Source organism: Vibrio gallaecicus, assembly GCF_024347495.1.
GTDB classification, from domain to species: domain Bacteria; phylum Pseudomonadota; class Gammaproteobacteria; order Enterobacterales; family Vibrionaceae; genus Vibrio; species Vibrio gallaecicus.
Genome location: NZ_AP025491.1, coordinates 894209 through 914057 on the forward strand (window position 1 = coordinate 894209; position 19849 = coordinate 914057).

Below are 19849 nucleotides of genomic sequence, written 5' to 3' on the forward strand. Positions count from 1 at the left end.
GTACAAATCTTTTGTGGTTACTTGCTCTGCTCCGTTAGAGTTGAATGCAAACAATGTTAAAACGACACTAAAAAATCAATTTCATGCTCAAACTCCTAACGCCGCATTAAGGTGTGAGCAACGCTACCACCCAAACTAAACCATTGCACCGTAAACACTAAATTCAACTTGAACTGAAAACGCCAAGTGTTGCGAATCACTCTTAAATGCTTTGTTATAAAACAATTTTCTCGCATTGGTAAACATGGTCTGCGTACAATTTACCGCCAATTTCATAAGCATTGGGGGTAACATCTTTAAGAGTAAAGCCACACTTGATTAACACTTTTTCTGAACCAGTATTACCCTCAGTTACGACTGCATTAAACGATTGTAAACCATGCTCTTGATATGCCCATTTTAGCAATGCTTTTAAAGATTCGGTTCCATACCCTAATCCATGATATTTCGGTTGAATTAAAAAACCGACTTCAGCTGAGCCATCATGTATTCGAAAACCAGTGACACCAATTTTTTCACCCGTTTCGTTCTGAGTTATGATCAAGCACAACCAATGCTTAGAAGTCTTATTCCAAACTGGTAACCGAGATTCAAAACTTGCCTTAATTTCATCTGATGATGGTTCATCAAAGCAGAAGCGAATAACACGAGGATCTCTATTTAATGATTGAAATAAATCCCAGTATTCAGCTGTAATTTGAATCATACTTAATCTATCTGTATCTATTTTCAAGCGATGAACTCTCCTTGTTTTATAACGCCCAATTAAGGTGTGAAGCACGCAACCACGACACTCAATTGGAACACCGTAAACACGAAACCCGACCCAAACTAAAATTGCCGAGCGTGCTGAATCACTCTTAAATTATTTGTTATAGCGCACCTTCCGACGCGCGCATTACTGACAATACTTTCGATAGTACGCTTGGAATACCCGTACCTTTTAAGTAACTAACGCTCATATTGCGACTTGTGGTTTCATCAAACAATTCGTGAAACGAGCTTTGTTTCTCAATGACAACAGCAGGCAATTCATAACCATCTTCGTTGAATTGGTCTGCTGTAATATCAATGATATAGCCATTGCACACCAACCATGCATGGGACTGATTGAAATTTTCACCTAGCCCACTGCCACAGACATATTCACTGTCTAAGTTGTGGTACTGCAATAGATACAAGCCTAATAAATCTGTGGCATCTCCACAGCAACCATTTGGAAAGCCAGAAGAGTGATAAAAGCTAGTCATGCTATGAAAGTCTGATTTCTCAAAATTAGCCCAAATATCCCTAATTTGATTAATCTCCTTCTTCACTTCTTTATTCAAACCAAACTCCAATATTGCTTTGCGCTATAACGCCGCGTTAAGTGGTGAGCAACGCTACCACCCTACCTAAACTATTGTGCCGTAAACACTAAAGCTGAATCAAACCGAAAATGCCGAGCGTTGGGAATCCGTCTTAAACGCTTTGTTATACGTTCTTTGCAACAGAAGATAATGTGTCTAACCCGTTCTTTATTGCTTTCTCTAATTCATTGTAATGTTTTTTGGCAAATACACGATTATGATCAGATGCCCAGCTTAATAGTTTTTCATCTTCCCTTATCCTAGAAACATTCTCAGCATAACTCTGGAGCTCTGAAAGAATAGTCGTGGTAATAGTATGAATTTCTTCAGGATAAAATGGCGTATGCTTATAGATAATTGATGATGTAGAAAGGTTAGAGTTGAAAAAATCTAAAATTCTCTTATCTTTTTCTTCCAAATTATCACCAAACTTTAAAATATATTTTAGCTTTTCTGCTTCCATATTAAGATTAGTAAGTGACTCCCAAATTTCTTGATAAATCTGAAATTCTTTATCAAAACGACTTTGATCAACATGAGCAATTTTGGAAAGAGTCTTATCTAACTTAATCTTAATTTCGTTCACTTCAATGTCTTTCAGTTTTTGTAATTCATTTTTCTTGTACATTAAATAGATTGTATATACGGCAACATTTAAAGTTGTAACAATCGCAGGTATTCCACCATACAAATTAATAATTTCCGATATGTCCAACATTTTTCTCCTAATCGACGATGAACGTATAACGCCCAATTAAGTAGCTGACAACGCTACCAATACACTCAAATTTAACACCATAACCACTGAAGCTAAACCGAGTTGAAAATGCCCAACGTTGACAGTCTGCTTAAATTGCTTGTTATGGCGCAGGTTCTTTAGGACTGATTCCATATTCATTAGAGCCAGGTTTACTATCCATTAAGGCGAAGAACAAAATTGCTAAGACACCAATGATTGGAATTAATAAGATAAAAGCCCAATAACCACTATGGCTACTATCGTGAATTCGGCGAACCGTTAGTGAAAGCGAAGGCAAAAAAATGAATATTCCATACACTCCACCAAGAAGACCACCACCCAGTTCTGGGTTAAAAGTACCCATTTGGTTATCTAAGAAAGCGAGAGCTAAACTAATAACTAAACTGATTAAATAGAAGTACCAAAACTCTTTTCGTCTGGCTCGACCTTTGAAGACTGCGTACTGCTTGATTGCACTAATGAAATATTCCACTTATCTTTCCTTGATGATGAAAAGTCGACTATGCGCCATAACGCCGCATTAAGGTGTGAGCGGCGCTTGGTAATACTTGAGCGAAGCGAAAGCGCCAAGCGTTGCGAATCACTCTTAAATGCTTTGTTATGTGCGTCCTAAAGGTAAGGATGCGATCCAACCATATAATGAACTAAGGCTACCAAACTTAATGTATCTTGATGTTTTGGGTAACCTTCAGGAAAGTTACCACCATTCATTGGATTATATGTTACGCCTACTTTCCTATAACCTTTCGCTTTGCAAAAAGCACTTACTGCATCTAAGTCACTCCACGAAAAAGTGCTAGTTCGACCCTGAGAATTTGTAATTGATATATTTTGCGAAGAAAAAGCAAAGTCAATAGATGAACGACCACCTAACGTGGGAATTGAAAGCTCACATAGTTTCAGTAGATCTTCATTCGTTCGTTTCATATCATTAATACCTCAGAAAAATTGCAGTATACCATGAGGTATAATCTTCGGTACGGTAAAGCACATAACGCCCAATTAAGTAGCTGACAACGCTACCTTTACACTCAAATTTATCACCTAAATCACTGAAGAAAAACTAAGTTGAGAATGCCAAGCGTTGACAGTCTGCTTAAATTGCTTGTTATGTGCTTAGCTGATTAGTTACTGCTTAGGTTCAGGTAAAACTGGTGGAGTACTGTCCATATAGGTTAAGAAGTTTGCCCAAACCTCATGAGTTCTCTGCTTCGTCAGCTTAGTTTCACACGAAATATACATTACACCGCGAATTGTACCTTCACGCCATTGCGTATAAATAGAGTCACAATGGGAAGACATATAAGCTTGCCAGTCGTTTTGAGCAACCTTGATAGCTTTAACTAACTCAGGGTCATAAGAGTTATGCTCAAAGCTTGCATCCAAGTACTTTGATAGTTCTTCCTTTGCAGAGTCTCGTTCAATTGATGCGCACCCATTAATTTGAAGGGTATTCACAGCATTGTTGCAATCGAAAGCTACATCTTCAGCCGAAACTATAGCAGTAAAAACCAAACTAGACAGAGCCAATAATAATCGACTTTTCATCACTTTCCTCATAAGCACATAACGCCGCGTTAAGTAGTGAGCAACGCCACCACCCGACCTAAACCATTGTGCCGTAAACACTAAAATTGAATCAAACCGAAAATGCCAAGCATTGGGAATCTGCCTTAAACGCTTTGTTAGGTTAATGGCTCAACATTTCTACTAACTTATTCCCAACAGGAGAGCGATAAACTTGCTTCCCCCATGTAGGGTCAGATCTGGCGTCACTTCGCTCTTTTGATATAAGTTCTGACAACACCAGCCTATAGATATACGATTTATCTTCATAATTTGGAATTTCCTTAAGCCTTTCATACTTATCTTTGCATCCGGCATTAATTCCACTATAAGTCATCAGTACGACAATGTGAGCTACGCTAAAGCCATCTAATAGAGCTAGGTAATAGTTGTATTCTTCTTGATCGTCGAACACCACGACTGTTGCGTTAATCAAAACAGATTTCAAATACTCTAACTTTTCTTTTTGAGAAGTCTTCACTGCGGTTTGTGATAAGCTAAGCAAGAAGTCAATAAACTGTTCATTAGACTGAATTTCTTCAATACTAAATCCTTTTTGGGTTACCAACGTATTTACCGCATCAGTAACTTCTACACACCATTTTTCAAGTCGTTTTTCATAGGGTGCAGTAAGCAAGGCTTGTAAAATATTACTCCCAGCGGGAACAATACTGGCAATCATCTGAGATACGCGGTAAAGCTTGTCAGCCGCAGGCTCCACAGAAGGAAAAAATATCGGTTTCGACTTTATTCAAAACAACTCCTTATTAACCTAACGCCCAATTAAGTAGCTGACAACGCTACCCATAAACTCAAATTTACTACCTAAATCACTGAAGCTAAACCGAGTTGAAAATGCCACGCGTTGACAGTCTGCTTAAATTGCTTGTTATGTTTGTGGTTGATTGGCTATTCGAACTGATGATTTGCTAATGGGATGATATTTATAGCCACTTCTTCATAAGGATGAACTTCACGAACAACATTAAGTGCAGTTTGCACCTGTGACTTTTTACAACGCACATCAATACGGACTTCATGACCAAAGTTAATCTGGGATTTCTCACCAGTCACTGGTTTAGCATTAATACTTGGGCGCCAAAACCCTGAGATTTGAACTACTGAAACTACACTGTCGTAATCGCCAACAACGCCGGCACCAACCGAGATTAAAGCATCTCGAATAGGGATAGCCTCCGATTCTTGTGCGTAAATTTCTAGCTTAAATTCCATTTTATCCTCGAAAAACATAACGCCCAATTAAGTAGCTGACAACGCTACCAATACACCCAAATTTACCACCGAAATCACTGAAGCTGAACCGAACTAAAAATGCCAAGCGTTGACAGTCTGCTTAAATTGCTTGTTAGCTGGTTTTGTAAACCTTTATGACATTCAAGTAAGTTATGAATAAGCCACCACTTAAAGTAACGAGAAGATGTTCACAAAACAAACCCAAACTCATTCCCTACAACTACTTATACCAAGTACATAATATCTTGTACGAATATCTAAATATGACATGCAATTACTATAAGGCTCACCAATTGATATGAAATTGAAATCATAACAATTAGAGTCTATGTTATTTATAGTCCCTAAAATAAAGGTAAATTCCCATGGAAACGTTGTTTAAGTCAGCAATCAAAAGCAGCAAGCGAACACCTGTAACTAGCTTATTCGTACAGAATGGTTTTAAGATCGCTATGACCGATTTTGATGATGTTGTATTCGAGAAAAATAACATAAAAGTCGGCGCACATTTCGACCTGAATTCGGACTTAAAGTCGGTGGTGCTGTTAACTAAATAGACTATAAAACTCTGATGTATAGCTGGCGGAAAAGTGGTAAGCCAGCTAACGCCGCATTAAGGTGTGAGCAACGCTACCGCTAAACCTAACCATGCCACCGTAAACACAAAACCCAACGAGGGAATGAAAAATGCCAAGCGTTGGGAATCACTCTTAAATGCTTTGTTAGTACTCTACTACGAGCACTGACTTTAAGTTAGTTGATGCATCTTCCAGTGCTTCAATTAATGTCGAAATCAACTCACGCCCTGTAGACGTAATGAAGTAATCTCCAAGAGATCTAATATCTGGTGATATTTCTTGCCCCCAAGGAGGTAGTTCGCTCCGACTTTCAATGTCCCACACGACCTTATATGGAGTTAAACAACATAATTCTCTTTGAATTTGCCTAAGTTCCATTATGGCGATATCGGCAAAATTTGGCTCTAGCCTTCCTTGATACAACTTACCCATCAATATTGGAAACCTAGTTCCCCAACCATTTACTTCTAGATTAGCACTGACCGTGCTGAAAAAGGCATGAAAGAAATCTGGAGTGCCAATTTCATCCGTAATACAACCAACTTTAATTCCTACAGCCATACTTATCCTTCACGAGAGTACTAACGCCTTGCTAAGCTGTGAGTGAACGAGTGCCATGTCTGAGCGAAGCGAGTTCGGCACGCGTTTACGAATCAGACTTAAGCAATTTGTTATGTGCGAAACTCAAATCTATCCTAGACGTTCTCATGTAATTGAAATCACAATTGGTAATGTACCTGGTGCAACAAACTGACTATCACAAGCTTCATCCCAGTGATAATGACAACCCACTTCGGCTTCAAGGTCAAAATCAAAGAAAGAAGCCAGTACCTTAAGGCTTACCACATTTCCTTCGATGACTACACCCTTACCATCAACGTATCTTGCACTCGCGGGTCTATTAATAACTGTTACTGTTAAATTTGATTCAAGAAAATCATAGAGCCCTGAGCCTCCATTAGTATCAAACTCAAAAACTATTTGAGCTTTGGCTTGGATGCTATTTAACTTCTTATACACTTTCTGCAATTCTTCAACAGAACCAGAAATTTCAATTTCATCATCAGAACGATAAAGTTTCATAGTTTTCCTTCGCACATAACGCCCTGTTAAGGTGTGAGCAACGCAATACCGATGCCGCCGCATACCACCTTAAACACTAAACGCAACGCATAGTAAAAATGCCACGCGTTGCGAATCACTCTTAAACAGTTTGTTATATGCTTATTGTGGTAAGTTTTGACCCACTAACCAAGTAACAAATAGAATTAAATTAAGTAGTAATGGCATCAAAAGGTCAAAAGCATCTTTGCTAGTTAACAGTACTTTTGAATATACACGAAGAACACCAAAGCTAAGTTTATTTTTTAACCACCAGCTTTGGATGCGGTTTGACTGGTAATACGAATCGCCCCCCTCTTCAAAGAAACCTTTTAATCCCCAACTGTCCTTTTGTTCTTTATTATTAAATGCTGCCTCATCGATTGTGTATGCTGGATTTTCATGCACAGTAATTCTTAAAAGTTCGTATTCTTTGTTGTATAAAAAACTCAAAGCTAACCATCTGTTCCCACTCTGATTCTGGATTATCATAGTGTTCTAGCTTTACGCTCGGAATAGATGAATCTTCTTCAGATATGACAACCTGATAGCTAAGCTCGGGCGAATATATGTGCTGCTGTATGAAGTTTTTACCTGACTTTGTCGATGAAAAAAAATGCCCTAATGATTGAAAGTAGTAACCTCTCATTAGAGGTAAATTGTGGAGCACAAATCTGTATGCTGTATATGCAACTAATGCCCAATACAGATAGACCAACCGGTCTACATTTTCAAAGTTAACAGTTGGCAGCCAAGGAATCGTAATTTTCGCACCTGTAAGGTCGACACCAATAATTACATGAAAAAGACCAATGCAAAAAAGTGTCAGTAACCCTTTGGTTGAGTTTGTAAACGTAGGTTCTGTAATTGTATTAATTGGATTTAACATCAGCTTGGATTGGTTCAAATAAAGAGTACGACGAACTATAACATACGTTGTAGATTTGATTGCATATAACGCCCAATTAAGTAGCTGACAACGCTACCAATACACTCAAATTTACCACCGAAATCATTGAAGCTAAACCGAGTTGAAAATGCCGAGCGTTGACAGTCTGCTTAAATTGCTTGTTAGCCGTTTATAACACCTTGACCGATTCAAGTCTTTCTTGTATTGCAGTGCACGCATCATCAATAAGTGAAGAAATTTCCCGGCTATTTGCAACAGCCTCTTTATAATAATCAGGATCATTCTTTTTACCTACATCAAAGTCTACACTTTCGTGATGACATTTAGTTCTGACATTAGATAAAGCTTCATAGACAGAAGAAGAGTAAAACGGCTTATGCGTCTGTAATAGCAATGAAAAACTATTAAAGGGATCTATGAATTGTGTCATTCGTTCCTGTTTTCTTTCGTCTTCGCTTTGTTTCGGGTCTACGTAATCCATAATTGGGCGTAGACCATCGGTGGCGATTTTTAAACTGACCAATGCTTCCCATATTTCACCATAAATTAGGTACTCCTTTTCAAACTGAATTTGTGAAATAGCAATGGATTTTTGAAGCCCTGCTTCAAGTTTGTTATTTGTTGCTTTTAGCTCTTGCTCAAAAGCTGTTAATTTCGTTTTCATTTCAAGCTTTTGGGTTTCAATAATTTTAGAAAGCTAGCCTTACTTATAAAACCAAAAATCGCGGCGAGGACTATAGTCGTTCCCCCTAATATTTTTATCAACTCTTCGTAAACTTCCATATCCACCTTAAACGGCTAACGCCCAATTAAGTAGCTGACAACGCTACCGTTATACTCAAAATTACCACCGAAATCACTGAAGCTAAACCGAGTTGAAAATGCCAGCGTTGACAGTCTGCTTAAATTGCTTGTTATAGGGCGGACTCAAACATAATCGACAAACTGACCATCCGCTATGTAACCGTATACTCTGAAACCATTTTCAATTTCATGACCGGGAAGATTAATTTTCTGTAGTTCAAATCTAATTAATTCATGATGAATGGAACCTTTAGTTTTCAGCTCAACCCATTCGATACAACGAAAGCCACCGATTTCAAAATGATAATACCACTCACCGTCCCAGCTAGAGATATACCCACTTTCTATATCTTTAGTCCGCCACTTGGGGCTATGAGCTTCAAGTGAATACATCTTAAGACGCAGCTCATTCCATTTTGTCTCATTCATTACGCTAAACATAAATATCCGAAGCCCTATAACGCCCAATTAAGTAGCTGACAACGCTACCAATACACTCAAATTTACCACCTAAATCACTGAAGTTAAAACGAGTTGAAAATGCCAAGCGTTGACAGTCTGCTTAAATTGCTTGTTATGTTCGTACTTACCCAAGCCTAGAACTAACCTTCAGCTAACCAACTTTCTGCAAAATATAAAGCTGAAGGTCCCAATAGCGTCCAAAAATGAGACAGCTCAAATTCATTATTATGACCGGCAATATTTATTAGGTTTTCAATAAAACAGGTACATGCAGCATTTGAAACACCTGCGTTCTCCGAGTGAATAGCAGCTTCAACAAACGCAAACAACTTTTCGCAGTGTTCGTAATCACCAAGTAAGAATTTTTCTTCTACAAATGACGTTAATACTGAAAAGAATGAATGGGCAGATATATCTCCTTTATCATCGATCCAACGGTCAGCTTCAGAGATGAAATGAGCGCGACAATCAGGATAAACTAGGATTAATTCGGGAAGTAGTTGATAAGATTCCAATTTATTTTCTCCAAGGACATAACGCCGCGTTAAGTGGTGAGCAACGCAGGCCACTACACTTAAAGTATTGTGCCGTAAACACTTAAGCTGAAGCAAACCAAAAATGTCGAGCGTTGGGAATCCGTCTTAAACGCTTTGTTATAGCGCTGCTCACCACGAATGCATATCACTTCTAGCTTCGAGATAGTGCATTATCACGGAATCAGCCGCATCTAGCTCTTCGCTAATTTCATTAATCATTTGTCCAAGGTGACGAAGGTTTATGTAAAAAATCCCCTTCAGTTGACCCCTTACCATTTCTGTCAGCTGAATACCTAAAGCTCATTGAATCTGGGTCAGCGTGCGCCAACTCATTAACTACGTGTTCTACTAGAGCAAATTTCTTATCAATGCTGCAGTCGAAGACTTTTCGCAAAATCCCTTTAACCGTTTTCCAGAGTTCATCGATTTTATGGTGCTTTGGATAACTACCTTTTTGATCTAAAAGCTGTCGACCGTTACTAACCATATTTTTTAGCAGCAATTCAATATGCTGCCTATACAAAAACACGATCGGATAAACCAAATAATCTTGGTCTCTACCAGTCTCGTTTACCTGTAGCACCAATGAATCTGCGGCTAATTTATATCCATTGATATACCCATGTGACATATCTGGATGATAGTTCAGACAAGCATTATTATGCCAATCACTATCCGATTTGAATAAGGGCTCAAACTGTTGTTTAGCCAAAGAAACCTCCTGCGCTATAACGCCCTGTTAAGGTGTGAGCAACACAATACCGATGCCGCCGCAACCAACCAACCAACCACCTTAAACACTAAACGCAACGCATAGCAAAAATGCCAAGCGTTGCGAATCACTCTTGAACAGTTTGTTAGGTGTTCAGTCCCCAATGACTAATTGATTTGGTTTGTTGCCCAAAAACTCTACCCCAACAACCGCTTCCAACTCACTTTCGGTATCAAAATAAACAGCCCATTCAAGCGTTGAATTTAAAAACACATTTGGATTAGAAAACGTTTTTGCTTCCATCCCATAGCTTTCTCGGTTTTGTTCGATATAGCCGTAACATTCTTTAATTGTTTCCAACCATGAAGCAGATATTCGCTTAATAGCTTCTACGTCCTCGTCGGTGACATGTTCTTTCTCTATATAAATAGTTGCACCGTTTAAATTGATGGGCTCAATTTCCCAATAGCCCTCGCGCTTTATTAGAGCCCCAATACCTTTTATTTCCACATGTTTCTCCATGACACCTAACGCCCAATTAAGTAGCTGACAACGCTACCAATACACTCAAACTTACCACCTAAATCACTGAAGCTAAACCAAGCTAAAAATGCCAAGCGTTGACAGTCTGCTTAAATTACTTGTTAGGCAAATTCTCCAATGTCTACGGAGTCTTTCAATAAGTTAGTCAACGGGAGGAATAAAGGCTCTGGGAGCTCATCTAAATTGAACCACTTCCACTGCTTACATTTTTCAGGCTCAGTTATCTGAGGCTCACCAATTGAGCAAGACGTTACGACAAATAAGGTCACATAATGTTTATTCTCTTTTTCGAAAATATCATTAGTAAAACCTAGATTTTTTAATGAGTTGACAACTAATCCTGTCTCTTCAAAAGTTTTACGCTTTGCACATTCTTCGATACTTTCACCCAACTCCAGATGCCCTCCTGGAGTTGCCCATGTATGAGCTCCATGAGAGCCTATACGCTCTCCAAGTAATACACGTCCGTCTCGTAAAATAACCGCAGCCACACCAACTCGTACTTCCTTATTCATTCAAAACTCCTTTATGGATACCAAGTTGCCTAACGCCGCGTTAAGTAGTGAGCAACGCGACCACCTAACCTAAACCATTACACCATAAACACAATACTCGACTTGAACTGAGAATGCCGAGCGTTGGGAATCTGTCTTAAACGCCTTGTTAGTTGTAATTCCCCAATTCGTGCGTAAGACTAAAGCCTGCATCACTTACTACCTTTGAGACTAGAGCAATGAATTTTTCAGCTTCGTAGTTGGGCTGGTATTTAGAAACAAGCCTGATTTCAAAAAGCTTGCCCTTTGCTGTAGGGTATTGTTGCAATATTTCACCAGATTCAATAAATGATAAATAAAGATTTAGTTTATCTTGCAATACTAATAACTTTTCATTTTTATCATCCCACTTTAAATGGTCAGATATCACCAAAATCACTTTTTCATCGTCATGTGCAATAACATCTACTTTATCGAGTTGCTCAATCGTCATTTTTCATCCTTAACAACTAACGCCCAATTAAGTAGCTGACAACGCTACCAATACACTCAAATTTAACACCAAAATCACTGAAGCTAAACCGAACTGAAAATGCCAAGCGTTGGCAGTCTGCTTAAATTGTTTGTTATGTGACATTTCTACGTTGTGACTCTTTTTGATATTTTGACTCTCTATGAAGCCAAATCCCCCAATATACGAAGAACATGAAAGCTGAGAAAACAAAATAATTAAGAACTTGTTCGCTTAAATATTGGAAAAGAGTTTCAGCCGGTGACGATGAATACTGAAAAAGTACATTGAATAAGATGTAGAACATAGTTATCAAAAAGCAGCTTTTGGAGATCCAAGTAAGAAAACCCTGCTCCCTTACTTTTTGCCAGTGTTCGAACATTTTATTTTTCATACAACACCTTATTTACCGATAATATAATTCTAAATTCTCATAACATTACGGATCTATCGACTTTTTCAACTTGTCACATAACGCCCAATTAAGTAGCTGACAACGCTACCAATACACTCAAACCTACCACCGAAATCACTGAAGCTAAACCGAGTTGAGAATGCAAAGCGTTGACAGTCTGCTTAAATTGCTTGTTAGAACTGTACTACAGAGCAATTGTAAGTTGGATTTCCATTAGGTTTTTAGCTAACTCCTCGTTTGCTGGCATTGGGAATACGCCTACAGCTTTCACAGCTTTTTCACTGCGCTCACATAGTTTCTCATAACCACTTGTACTTATTTCTGTAACATTGCCATGCTCACTTAAATGTATATTAAGCGTACAACTCTTACCTTCAAGCCCATCAGACAAAATCAATTCATTCTGAATCATTTGGGTATAGATTTGCCCATGTTTATTTAGCTCAGACGGGGCTAACTTGCCTATACTGCTATTGCTTTGAACAGCACAGCCAGAGATCACAAACACCATACTTGCAGCTATACAAATATATCGAAATGGAGCCTTCATCCTATTTATCCCCTAAAAGTTCTAACGCCGCATTAAGTGGTGAACAACGCGACCACCCAAGCCTAAACCTTGCCACATCTAACACTGAAGCTGACCTAAACTTAAATTGCCAAGCGTTGAGAATCCGTCTTAAATGCCTTGTTATGTGAATTACCAACCTCCAACTTTTAGCTTCTCTGTCGCAGCTTTAAGTTCTTCTCTTGTTAAACCAATAATAGTTTGGAAGTCTCTATCATCTAAACCAAAACCTAGATTATTAGCATTTAACGCATTAATGATACCTCCTAGCTCCTTCACTGTTAGCTCGTTTGGAGATACTTCTTGTACTGCTAGGCTCAGTTTGTCAGCGACAGCACTTATACTCGGATGTACCACGACTATCTCATCAGAATTTTCTAACTCTCTGAGTGCTTTTAATAACGCTTCTTTTACTACCGACTCGTTCATATTCTATACTCACATAACGCCCAATTAAGTAGCTGACAACGCTACCAATGCACTCAAACCTACCACCGAAATCAATGAAGCTAAACCGAGTTGAAAATGCCAAGCGTTGACAGTCTGCTTAAATTGCTTGTTATGTGCGTAACCTTTGTGCCGTAATGAATTGTTCATAGCACTCATTACACAACCAAGTACTTCCACCATAGTAATAGCCAAACCCAGACTCTTCATCAAATGTGTGGAATATTGTCCAGTAACATATTAAACAATGCTCGTGCTCACCTGAGTTAGAGTATTTTTTAAATACCCAATTCTGCTGGCTTGCCCAATCGACGTTATCTTGAATATCCTCAAATTTCCATTTACTTCCGTGAATTATGACTTTTTGAGCCACATATACCTCCTAAGCTCATAACGCCGCATTAAGGTGTGAGCAGCGCTTGGCTATATTTGAGCGAAGCGAAAGCGCCAAGCGTTGCGAATCACTCTTAAATGCTTTGTTATATGTAGGGTACACAACCCAAAACTCTACAACTTAAGCAATAATTACAGCAGTTCAAACTTTTCACATGGAGTTCCTTGATGATATTTCATCTGCCAACCTTGACCAGTGAACACCCAGATCGACGAGCGCTTAGAAAACCCGCTAACTTCACCTGATTTTGAAACCCATGCTGATTTATATAGAAGTAGCTGAACTGTAGGTTCTAACAAGATACACTCAAAATCTTGAGAGTGGATATAACCATTTGAAGGTTCTTCACTTTGCATCACTCCCAAAATAGAAAAGTAATCAAAACTACACCCCGAACGCCCAACTTCTTTAAAGCTCGAATGAAGCAACCTTGCTACTTCATTGGGATCTTGCCTAATTTCATACTGATGTAGCGCAATTTCCTGTTCAATTAGAACTTCCATTATTTCTCCAATGCTGAAAAAACATATAACGCCCAATTAAGGTGTGAGGCACGCTAACACGACACTCGATTTGAACACCTTAATCATTAAACTTGACCCAAACCCAAAATGCCAAGCATGCTGAATCACTCTTAAATTGTTTGTTATGTCTCTTGCGGCATTGCACACAATGTTGATGACCAGTTTCCAAAACCTAACTCATACACATCTTCAAGTGTCTTCACGTACTGAGCGGTTTTTAGCATGCCCAGAAATACGTTAAAACCCTTTCTTGGCTGCTCTTCATGCAATAGTTCGACAATGTATGAAGCCATCGGTGCAAAATCTTGTACTTCTTTTAAGAGTTGTTGATTTTGACCTTCAAAATCCGGGCTTTCCATGTCATAAATTTCCGCACATTCGAGCAAGAAATAACGCTCTGAAGATGAATGAGACTCTAAAAATGCGAGTGTTTCTTCAATTAACGGCACACTATCCTTTCTTTTAATTTTTGCTACAAAATCTTTTAATGTAGCGACTCCCCCAGAGAAATCCCCTATTAGCGCAATGTGTTCATCATCTTCAAAAACCTGAGATTGAAAAGTCTGAGTCTGACTAGAAACTAAGATTTTATACAATACGGGTATATCATAGCTCCACTCAGATATACCCTTAAAATTACATAACCCATTTCCATTAGGGTTCTTTTCACATGTATATAAATATGCTCGATTTGCCATAAATTCCTCCTTGAGACATAACGCCGCATTAAGGTGTGAGCGACGCTTGGCTATACTTGAGCGAAGCGAAAACGGCAAGCGTTGCGAATCACTCTTAAATGCTTTGTTATACGACTGGTACCTGTAGAGTCCCTTTAATGACTGTCACTGCTGAGCCTATTAACTTCGTACGCCCATTAGATAAAAGTTCGGTAGTAACATAACCACCTCGTTCAGATGCCTGATAGCCTTGTAGGTTTAACTTACCCAGCTTTCCTGACCAATAAACGGTTAAAGCACAATGCGCAGAACCTGTAACGGAGTCTTCATTTACACCTACCCAAGGTGCAAAGTACCTTGAAACAAAATCTAACTCGTTACTATTTGAACTTGTAGTAACCAGAACTCCACGCCCCTTGGTTTGTTTCATTGCCTCAAAGTTTGGCTGGAGGTTTAGTAATGTTTCCTCACTATCAACTTCAATGAAAACCTTCGAATCAAAGCTACCAAAGGAAACTATTTTACATGCCTCTACGCCTAAATTATCCAAGAGCACCTGACAGGGAGCAATGTCGAATTGAAGGGTTGGTGACGGGAAATCCAGTTCAATTGTCGATTCGTTAACTAGTGCAGTTAAGGTACCAGACAAGGTTTCAAAATTAACTGTATCCTGCGTACTTACTTGCCCCCTTTCTTTAAGGACATGAGCAACAGCAAGAGTTCCGTGACCACATAGCTTTACCTCCGCCTTCGGAGTAAACCACTTCAGCGTCATATCAGAAAGCGATAGAAAAGCCGTTTCGGACACAGCCATTTCTTCAGCAATTGATAGCATTAAGCTTTCACTTAAGCCATTGTTTGTTATACAGACCCCAGCGGGATTACCTTTGAATGCTTCACTTGTAAATGAATCAACCTGATAGATATCTAAGTCCATTTAGTTCTCCTAATTCTATAAAGTCGTATAACGCCGCATTAAGTGGTGAGCAACGCAGACCACCAAACCTAAAGTATTGTGCCGTAAACACTAAAACTGAAGCAAACCAAAAATGCCGAGCGTTGGGAATCCATCTTAAACGCTTTGTTAGCCGTACATTGCCCAACGAAAATACGGACGCTGATTATCCATACGCTCGACTTCTGCACCTAACTTTTTGTAGAACTCGTGTGCTCTGGTGTTATAAGGGCTAGCAGTCCATGAAATGTGAGAAGTTAACGACTCTTCAGCAACCATTTTCAAAGCATGCATAAGTTCAGCACCGTACCCCTTTGAGCGATTCTTACCGACAACTAGAAGGTCATCAAGCCAAATAGACGGCTCACCACGAAAGGAGGAATAACGATAATGAAATAAGGCGAACCCCTGAGCTTCGCCATCGACCTCCAATAACAAAGCGTGAGCAAACGGATAATCACCAAATAAAGTTCGTTCAATCTTCTGTTTAGTCGTAGAGATTTCGCCGTCGAACCCTTTCATACTTCAGTCAAACTCTGCTTTGTATCCAATAAGTTCTAACAACTTACCGGAGTCTTGCTTGATCGCTTTCCTTACGTTCACTTTGTTCTCCATAACTAAAATTTGTACTTGTCGGCTAACGCCGCGTTAAGTGGTGAGCAACGCTGCCACCACACTCAAATTGGACGCCGTAAACACTGAATTAGACCCAAACCAAAAATGCCAAGCGTGGGGAATCACTCTTAAATTGTTTGTTATATCGTTGCTAATTTTGGAGAAAAACCTATCGTTTTAATTGTCTCGAACAACCAATTTTGCGTTTCAATGATATCTTCAGATGAAAAATCATCCCCATCGTAACGAGCGCTTGGAGAACAAGTAATGGCATCAAACTTATCAGAGCTAAGCTGCTCGTTATAATGTTTGTTAAACGCATTGACTAGTTTGTGGATGCTGTGACCATATTTGTCTTTTAGACGTTTTTCAGAGATACCAGCCTTTAAAAGCTAAGCCTTAAGTATCTTCTCCGCACATTGTGAATACGCCCATCGAGCTTGCCCATAATTCATTGTATTGGTCTGTAACTGCACGGTTATTGTCTTAAGGTCTGCTTCTATAGCTTGGCAGAATGGTATTTTTGCGATTCGCCAACCAGATAGAATTTCGAATGATTCGAGAGCACTGCTAAATGATGCCATTAACGAACTCAATTCAGCGTCGGTTAAAGAATTCACATAAGCTTGCGTCATATTAGATGACATACGCATTATATTTGTCTCGTTATGAGCACCACAAACTGTCAAATTTTTATCGATGAAAAAGTTACATGTACCAACAAAGTTTGTCACACGATAATGCCACAAGTCTCCTCTGATTTTTTGATAGAAGAAGCCAAATCAGAATTGAAAGACCGAAGTTTACCGTACTTAGCATCATACCAGTCGTGCAACCATACACAAAGTTGATTACCCATTTCGTTATTGGGAAGAAGTGATTTCGGTGACAACGGAATTGGAACATTTCCAAAGTATGCACTGACCTCTCCAACGGCTTCCATATAACGGAGCTTAATGGGCACGCCCTGTGTGATAAGGCGTTCATCTATCTCTTCGAAGATATCATTAATGACCACTTTTTTACTCCACTAAGACCTCCAAGATATAACGCCCAATTAAGTAGCTGACAACGCTACCAATACACTCAAATTTACCACCGAAATCACTGAAGCTAAATCGAGCTGAAAATGCCAAGCGTTGGCAGTCTGCTTAAATTGCTTGTTATATGCACATAATTTCGACTTGCTTAATGCCGTCAGAGAATACTCTATGACACTTAAAATCGACCTTACTTCCAATTTTATGCCAGAAGAAATTGAACTCATGTCCACCGTCATCTTGAGTAAAGAAACTCCAGTTATTCGATAGTTTGGGGGCTATTTCACAAAGTACAAAATGCCACAAATGATTTTGAAAACCGCTTTCCCAACAGCCGAGATAGTGAGTTCTCGATACGCTAGATAACCCAGATTCTTCTTCCAGTTCTCTCAAGGCGGCACTTTCAATAGAAATATCCGACAATTCTAGTGTGCCTTTAACCAACTGAACATCAGCTAATGGGTGTTCAAACAGTAGTAACTCGAGATTGTTTCCTGATTTTCTAAGCACTACAGGGCAGACTTTGACTTCCCTCTTTCGGATTCTTTCTTCCATTGAACTATCCCGTGCATATAACGCCTAATTCAGTAGCTGACAACGCTACCAATGCACTCAAATTTACCACCTAAATCACTGAAGCTAAACCGAGCTGAAAATGCCAAGCGTTGGCAGTCTGCTTAAATTGCTTGTTAGGTTAATCCATGAAAATCAAAACATATAAGCAAGGTGAACGTCAAAGCCACTCCCATCAAACTCTGCGCTGTTAGAAGCTACCTCATAGTTTATATAGGTATATTTAGCACCAATTCCAAATCGACCTATAGCCAAAGGAGCAAAGGCATACTCATATTGAACTATCAAGCCAGCAGCATCTTTAAAATCTGCCGTTGAGTTACAGAGACCAGCAACGGAACACTCTAGTTCGACATTAGTATGATAAGTAACTCCTGCTCCTAGCTTATGACTTTCAAAGTTTCTAAAGAAAGATAGCTCAAATGGTATTTTGCTGAACGTAACCTCTCCGTTCGATGCCTCTATTGATTCTGATTTGTATCCTACAGTACCGCGGGTAGAAAACTGATTTGAGAATTGGTAGTCTATTCCGCCAAAAAAAGAAAGTCCTTCGTTAGCATTGATTTCATCACTTTCCCCTGAGCTGTAAATACCTTGAAATAGCTCATCTCCACCAAAGCCATAGCCAATACCTAAAACTCCTGATAGATCTTTAGAATAAGCCGATGAAGATATCAGCAACCCCAGTAGTACAACTTGAGGAACTACTTTTATTGTCATTTGAACTCCTTGTTCTTTTATTAAAATTTAAACCTAACGCCCTGTTAAGGTGTGAGCAACGCAATACCGAAGCCACCGCATACCACTTTAAACACTAAACGCAACGCATAGTAAAAATGCCACGCGTTGCGAATCACTCTTAAACAGTTTGTTATACCCGTTTTTGAATTCGTTCACCTAGAGGAACTTCTGACGACAGTTCTTTTAGACGCTTATTTGGAAACGATAAGAGCTTTTCACCAAATCCCTTTCGATGAGAGTACTCTTTAGCGATATATGATCCAGGACCATTAAATATTTCTGTATAGGAACCATCCTGAGAAATTTTGATACCAATGTAGTAATCAGAAACCTTCTTAAAGGTTAACGAGTCTTTAAATGTTGCTTTTATCTGCACTTTTCGCCCGCACGGTGTTTCACCGTCATAATCTTTTTCCATGCAAGAATACAGCCAAAGATGATAATCTCTTTCAACAATCGTTTCACCAATATCCCCAACCAAACGACCATCAATAGTAAACTCTTTCTTCGGTTGAGCTTTTCTCAGGAGCTCTATCCCCGAGAAGATATCTTTTAGAGCAGCCTCAATTAGCTCTTGTTTCGCCATGCTTTCTCCCAAAGGGTATAACGCCCAATTAAGTAGCTGACAACGCTACCAATATACTTAAACCTACCACCGAAATCACTGAAACCAATCCGAACTGGAAATGCCAAGCGTTGGCAGTCTGCTTAAATTGCTTGTTATGTTCGTAGCCATTTGTACATGATGTAGCTATCAACCAATCCTAGCTGACCATGATTGTATGCCTTAGGTATTGTGCCAATAATAGAGAAACCGAGCTTTTCCCAAAGCATAACCGCTACTTTATTAGTCGACACCACACTATTAAATTGCATAGCATCAAAGCCAAATTCAACTGCTTTCTTTTGTGAGTCCTCACACATAAGACGAGCAATACCTTTGCCTCTAGCTTCACTTGATACCATATAGCCACAGTTACAAATATGACTACTTGGACCCATAGCATTTGGCTTAATGTAATAAGTACCGAGAACAACGTCATTTTCAACAAACACATAAGCTTTTAATGGCATTTCACACCACAAGGAATAAGCATCTTCCAAGGTCATATTTGGGTCAAATGCATAAGTTTCTTGGGCTTGAATCACCATAGAAAACGTTGACCAGAATGACTCAAAGTCAAATTTTGTAATTTCCCTAATCATGAAATTCCTCCCGAGAACATAACGCCGCGTTAAGGCGTGACGAAATACTTGCCATACTGTGAGCGAAGCGAAACCGGCAAGTGTTGAGGAATCGCTCTTAAACGCTTTGTTATA

Annotated in this window: 31 protein-coding genes and 1 pseudogene; 1 reads left to right on the forward strand and 31 read right to left on the reverse strand. The window is 39.2% G+C overall.

Going from position 1 to position 19849, the window contains the following annotated elements:
* Nucleotides 1–214 precede the first annotated feature (214 nt).
* The 8 genes from OCU78_RS18440 to OCU78_RS18475 form a co-directional block, all read right to left on the reverse strand.
* Nucleotides 215–706, reverse strand: a complete 492-nt coding sequence (locus tag OCU78_RS18440) for a GNAT family N-acetyltransferase (RefSeq protein ID WP_137375658.1) — start codon at nucleotides 704–706, stop codon at nucleotides 215–217.
* A gap of 166 nt (nucleotides 707–872) precedes the next feature.
* Nucleotides 873–1328, reverse strand: coding sequence for a hypothetical protein (locus OCU78_RS18445; protein WP_137375657.1), 456 nt, complete (start codon nucleotides 1326–1328; stop codon nucleotides 873–875).
* 145 nt (nucleotides 1329–1473) lie between these two features.
* Nucleotides 1474–2067 (reverse strand): hypothetical protein, encoded by a 594-nt coding sequence (locus OCU78_RS18450; RefSeq protein ID WP_137375656.1) that lies wholly within the window; start codon nucleotides 2065–2067, stop codon nucleotides 1474–1476.
* Between the two features lie 142 nt (nucleotides 2068–2209).
* Nucleotides 2210–2581, reverse strand: coding sequence for a DUF805 domain-containing protein (locus tag OCU78_RS18455; protein ID WP_261856035.1), 372 nt, complete (start codon nucleotides 2579–2581; stop codon nucleotides 2210–2212).
* A gap of 137 nt (nucleotides 2582–2718) precedes the next feature.
* Entirely contained in the window at nucleotides 2719–3036 is a 318-nt protein-coding gene (locus OCU78_RS18460; RefSeq protein ID WP_137375687.1) for a hypothetical protein, read from the reverse strand.
* Between the two features lie 201 nt (nucleotides 3037–3237).
* Nucleotides 3238–3657 carry a lysozyme inhibitor LprI family protein gene (locus tag OCU78_RS18465; RefSeq protein WP_137375688.1) on the reverse strand — a complete coding sequence of 140 codons (420 nt, stop codon included), beginning with the start codon at nucleotides 3655–3657 and terminating at the stop codon, nucleotides 3238–3240.
* A 142-nt stretch (nucleotides 3658–3799) separates the two neighbouring features.
* Nucleotides 3800–4357: a hypothetical protein gene (locus OCU78_RS18470; RefSeq protein ID WP_137375689.1), complete on the reverse strand. Its 558-nt coding sequence runs from the start codon at nucleotides 4355–4357 to the stop codon at nucleotides 3800–3802.
* 227 nt (nucleotides 4358–4584) lie between these two features.
* Nucleotides 4585–4908 carry a hypothetical protein gene (locus tag OCU78_RS18475; RefSeq protein WP_137375690.1) on the reverse strand — a complete coding sequence of 108 codons (324 nt, stop codon included), beginning with the start codon at nucleotides 4906–4908 and terminating at the stop codon, nucleotides 4585–4587.
* Nucleotides 4909–5294: 386 nt separating this feature from the next.
* On the opposite strand from OCU78_RS18475, the gene OCU78_RS18480 reads away from it, so the two are divergent.
* Nucleotides 5295–5486 carry a hypothetical protein gene (locus OCU78_RS18480; protein WP_137375691.1) on the forward strand — a complete coding sequence of 64 codons (192 nt, stop codon included), beginning with the start codon at nucleotides 5295–5297 and terminating at the stop codon, nucleotides 5484–5486.
* A gap of 165 nt (nucleotides 5487–5651) precedes the next feature.
* On the opposite strand, the gene OCU78_RS18485 is transcribed toward OCU78_RS18480, so the two are convergent.
* The 23 genes and pseudogenes from OCU78_RS18485 to OCU78_RS18615 all read right to left on the reverse strand — a co-directional run bounded on the left by OCU78_RS18485 (nucleotide 5652) and on the right by OCU78_RS18615 (nucleotide 19735).
* Nucleotides 5652–6068, reverse strand: a complete 417-nt coding sequence (locus OCU78_RS18485; protein ID WP_137375692.1) for an Imm70 family immunity protein — start codon at nucleotides 6066–6068, stop codon at nucleotides 5652–5654.
* Nucleotides 6069–6212: 144 nt separating this feature from the next.
* Nucleotides 6213–6590 carry a hypothetical protein gene (locus tag OCU78_RS18490; protein WP_137375693.1) on the reverse strand — a complete coding sequence of 126 codons (378 nt, stop codon included), beginning with the start codon at nucleotides 6588–6590 and terminating at the stop codon, nucleotides 6213–6215.
* Between the two features lie 141 nt (nucleotides 6591–6731).
* Nucleotides 6732–7061, reverse strand: coding sequence for a hypothetical protein (locus OCU78_RS18500; RefSeq protein WP_137375694.1), 330 nt, complete (start codon nucleotides 7059–7061; stop codon nucleotides 6732–6734).
* A 626-nt stretch (nucleotides 7062–7687) separates the two neighbouring features.
* The gene (locus OCU78_RS18505) at nucleotides 7688–8182 is read right to left on the reverse strand and encodes a hypothetical protein (RefSeq protein ID WP_240701801.1); all 495 of its coding nucleotides are present in this window, start codon (nucleotides 8180–8182) and stop codon (nucleotides 7688–7690) included.
* A 263-nt stretch (nucleotides 8183–8445) separates the two neighbouring features.
* Nucleotides 8446–8751: a DUF6678 family protein gene (locus OCU78_RS18510; protein WP_137375695.1), complete on the reverse strand. Its 306-nt coding sequence runs from the start codon at nucleotides 8749–8751 to the stop codon at nucleotides 8446–8448.
* A 173-nt stretch (nucleotides 8752–8924) separates the two neighbouring features.
* The gene (locus OCU78_RS18515) at nucleotides 8925–9299 is read right to left on the reverse strand and encodes a DUF7674 family protein (RefSeq protein WP_137375696.1); all 375 of its coding nucleotides are present in this window, start codon (nucleotides 9297–9299) and stop codon (nucleotides 8925–8927) included.
* A 232-nt stretch (nucleotides 9300–9531) separates the two neighbouring features.
* On the reverse strand, nucleotides 9532–10032 hold the full coding sequence (locus OCU78_RS18520) for a hypothetical protein (RefSeq protein WP_137375697.1): 501 nt from the start codon (nucleotides 10030–10032) through the stop codon (nucleotides 9532–9534).
* A gap of 153 nt (nucleotides 10033–10185) precedes the next feature.
* A complete protein-coding gene (locus OCU78_RS18530) occupies nucleotides 10186–10542 on the reverse strand; it encodes a hypothetical protein (RefSeq protein WP_137375698.1) in 357 nt (118 codons plus the stop codon).
* A 134-nt stretch (nucleotides 10543–10676) separates the two neighbouring features.
* Nucleotides 10677–11090, reverse strand: a complete 414-nt coding sequence (locus OCU78_RS18535) for a nucleotide triphosphate diphosphatase NUDT15 (RefSeq protein ID WP_137375699.1) — start codon at nucleotides 11088–11090, stop codon at nucleotides 10677–10679.
* A 148-nt stretch (nucleotides 11091–11238) separates the two neighbouring features.
* Complete coding sequence (locus OCU78_RS18540; RefSeq protein WP_102442681.1) at nucleotides 11239–11562, reverse strand: DUF6572 domain-containing protein; 324 nt, start codon at nucleotides 11560–11562, stop codon at nucleotides 11239–11241.
* A gap of 617 nt (nucleotides 11563–12179) precedes the next feature.
* Entirely contained in the window at nucleotides 12180–12545 is a 366-nt protein-coding gene (locus OCU78_RS18545; RefSeq protein WP_137375770.1) for a cell envelope integrity protein TolA, read from the reverse strand.
* Between the two features lie 150 nt (nucleotides 12546–12695).
* On the reverse strand, nucleotides 12696–12992 hold the full coding sequence (locus OCU78_RS18550) for a hypothetical protein (protein ID WP_137375771.1): 297 nt from the start codon (nucleotides 12990–12992) through the stop codon (nucleotides 12696–12698).
* A gap of 130 nt (nucleotides 12993–13122) precedes the next feature.
* On the reverse strand, nucleotides 13123–13383 hold the full coding sequence (locus OCU78_RS18555) for a hypothetical protein (RefSeq protein ID WP_137375772.1): 261 nt from the start codon (nucleotides 13381–13383) through the stop codon (nucleotides 13123–13125).
* A 152-nt stretch (nucleotides 13384–13535) separates the two neighbouring features.
* On the reverse strand, nucleotides 13536–13907 hold the full coding sequence (locus tag OCU78_RS18560) for a nuclear transport factor 2 family protein (RefSeq protein ID WP_137375773.1): 372 nt from the start codon (nucleotides 13905–13907) through the stop codon (nucleotides 13536–13538).
* 143 nt (nucleotides 13908–14050) lie between these two features.
* Entirely contained in the window at nucleotides 14051–14626 is a 576-nt protein-coding gene (locus tag OCU78_RS18570; RefSeq protein WP_167494098.1) for a DUF7822 domain-containing protein, read from the reverse strand.
* Nucleotides 14627–14732: 106 nt separating this feature from the next.
* Nucleotides 14733–15542 (reverse strand): PhzF family phenazine biosynthesis protein, encoded by an 810-nt coding sequence (locus OCU78_RS18575; RefSeq protein ID WP_261856053.1) that lies wholly within the window; start codon nucleotides 15540–15542, stop codon nucleotides 14733–14735.
* Nucleotides 15543–15689: 147 nt separating this feature from the next.
* Nucleotides 15690–16175, reverse strand: a pseudogene (locus OCU78_RS18580) (N-acetyltransferase family protein).
* 392 nt (nucleotides 16176–16567) lie between these two features.
* A complete protein-coding gene (locus OCU78_RS18585) occupies nucleotides 16568–16828 on the reverse strand; it encodes a hypothetical protein (protein WP_137375752.1) in 261 nt (86 codons plus the stop codon).
* Nucleotides 16829–16905: 77 nt separating this feature from the next.
* Nucleotides 16906–17193 (reverse strand): hypothetical protein, encoded by a 288-nt coding sequence (locus tag OCU78_RS18590; RefSeq protein WP_137375751.1) that lies wholly within the window; start codon nucleotides 17191–17193, stop codon nucleotides 16906–16908.
* 145 nt (nucleotides 17194–17338) lie between these two features.
* Nucleotides 17339–17770, reverse strand: a complete 432-nt coding sequence (locus tag OCU78_RS18595; protein ID WP_137375750.1) for an NUDIX hydrolase — start codon at nucleotides 17768–17770, stop codon at nucleotides 17339–17341.
* A gap of 153 nt (nucleotides 17771–17923) precedes the next feature.
* Nucleotides 17924–18508, reverse strand: a complete 585-nt coding sequence (locus OCU78_RS18600; RefSeq protein ID WP_137375749.1) for an outer membrane beta-barrel protein — start codon at nucleotides 18506–18508, stop codon at nucleotides 17924–17926.
* 151 nt (nucleotides 18509–18659) lie between these two features.
* Nucleotides 18660–19115, reverse strand: coding sequence for a DUF6998 domain-containing protein (locus tag OCU78_RS18610; RefSeq protein WP_137375748.1), 456 nt, complete (start codon nucleotides 19113–19115; stop codon nucleotides 18660–18662).
* A gap of 134 nt (nucleotides 19116–19249) precedes the next feature.
* Nucleotides 19250–19735 (reverse strand): GNAT family N-acetyltransferase, encoded by a 486-nt coding sequence (locus OCU78_RS18615; RefSeq protein ID WP_261856043.1) that lies wholly within the window; start codon nucleotides 19733–19735, stop codon nucleotides 19250–19252.
* Nucleotides 19736–19849 lie beyond the last annotated feature (114 nt).

Coding starts and splice junctions, on each gene's coding strand:
- OCU78_RS18540 (WP_102442681.1), bottom strand. CDS start 11,562: ATGACGATTGAGCAACTCGATAAAGTAGATGTTATTGCACATGACGAT.
- OCU78_RS18460 (WP_137375687.1), bottom strand. CDS start 3,036: ATGAAACGAACGAATGAAGATCTACTGAAACTATGTGAGCTTTCAATT.
- OCU78_RS18440 (WP_137375658.1), bottom strand. CDS start 706: ATGATTCAAATTACAGCTGAATACTGGGATTTATTTCAATCATTAAAT.
- OCU78_RS18490 (WP_137375693.1), bottom strand. CDS start 6,590: ATGAAACTTTATCGTTCTGATGATGAAATTGAAATTTCTGGTTCTGTT.
- OCU78_RS18595 (WP_137375750.1), bottom strand. CDS start 17,770: ATGGAAGAAAGAATCCGAAAGAGGGAAGTCAAAGTCTGCCCTGTAGTG.
- OCU78_RS18465 (WP_137375688.1), bottom strand. CDS start 3,657: ATGAAAAGTCGATTATTATTGGCTCTGTCTAGTTTGGTTTTTACTGCT.
- OCU78_RS18550 (WP_137375771.1), bottom strand. CDS start 12,992: ATGAACGAGTCGGTAGTAAAAGAAGCGTTATTAAAAGCACTCAGAGAG.
- OCU78_RS18470 (WP_137375689.1), bottom strand. CDS start 4,357: ATGATTGCCAGTATTGTTCCCGCTGGGAGTAATATTTTACAAGCCTTG.
- OCU78_RS18600 (WP_137375749.1), bottom strand. CDS start 18,508: ATGACAATAAAAGTAGTTCCTCAAGTTGTACTACTGGGGTTGCTGATA.
- OCU78_RS18475 (WP_137375690.1), bottom strand. CDS start 4,908: ATGGAATTTAAGCTAGAAATTTACGCACAAGAATCGGAGGCTATCCCT.
- OCU78_RS18450 (WP_137375656.1), bottom strand. CDS start 2,067: ATGTTGGACATATCGGAAATTATTAATTTGTATGGTGGAATACCTGCG.
- OCU78_RS18585 (WP_137375752.1), bottom strand. CDS start 16,828: ATGCGTATGTCATCTAATATGACGCAAGCTTATGTGAATTCTTTAACC.
- OCU78_RS18510 (WP_137375695.1), bottom strand. CDS start 8,751: ATGAATGAGACAAAATGGAATGAGCTGCGTCTTAAGATGTATTCACTT.
- OCU78_RS18535 (WP_137375699.1), bottom strand. CDS start 11,090: ATGAATAAGGAAGTACGAGTTGGTGTGGCTGCGGTTATTTTACGAGAC.
- OCU78_RS18610 (WP_137375748.1), bottom strand. CDS start 19,115: ATGGCGAAACAAGAGCTAATTGAGGCTGCTCTAAAAGATATCTTCTCG.
- OCU78_RS18560 (WP_137375773.1), bottom strand. CDS start 13,907: ATGGAAGTTCTAATTGAACAGGAAATTGCGCTACATCAGTATGAAATT.
- OCU78_RS18480 (WP_137375691.1), top strand. CDS start 5,295: ATGGAAACGTTGTTTAAGTCAGCAATCAAAAGCAGCAAGCGAACACCT.
- OCU78_RS18575 (WP_261856053.1), bottom strand. CDS start 15,542: ATGGACTTAGATATCTATCAGGTTGATTCATTTACAAGTGAAGCATTC.
- OCU78_RS18485 (WP_137375692.1), bottom strand. CDS start 6,068: ATGGCTGTAGGAATTAAAGTTGGTTGTATTACGGATGAAATTGGCACT.
- OCU78_RS18505 (WP_240701801.1), bottom strand. CDS start 8,182: ATGAAAACGAAATTAACAGCTTTTGAGCAAGAGCTAAAAGCAACAAAT.
- OCU78_RS18615 (WP_261856043.1), bottom strand. CDS start 19,735: ATGATTAGGGAAATTACAAAATTTGACTTTGAGTCATTCTGGTCAACG.
- OCU78_RS18570 (WP_167494098.1), bottom strand. CDS start 14,626: ATGGCAAATCGAGCATATTTATATACATGTGAAAAGAACCCTAATGGA.
- OCU78_RS18545 (WP_137375770.1), bottom strand. CDS start 12,545: ATGAAGGCTCCATTTCGATATATTTGTATAGCTGCAAGTATGGTGTTT.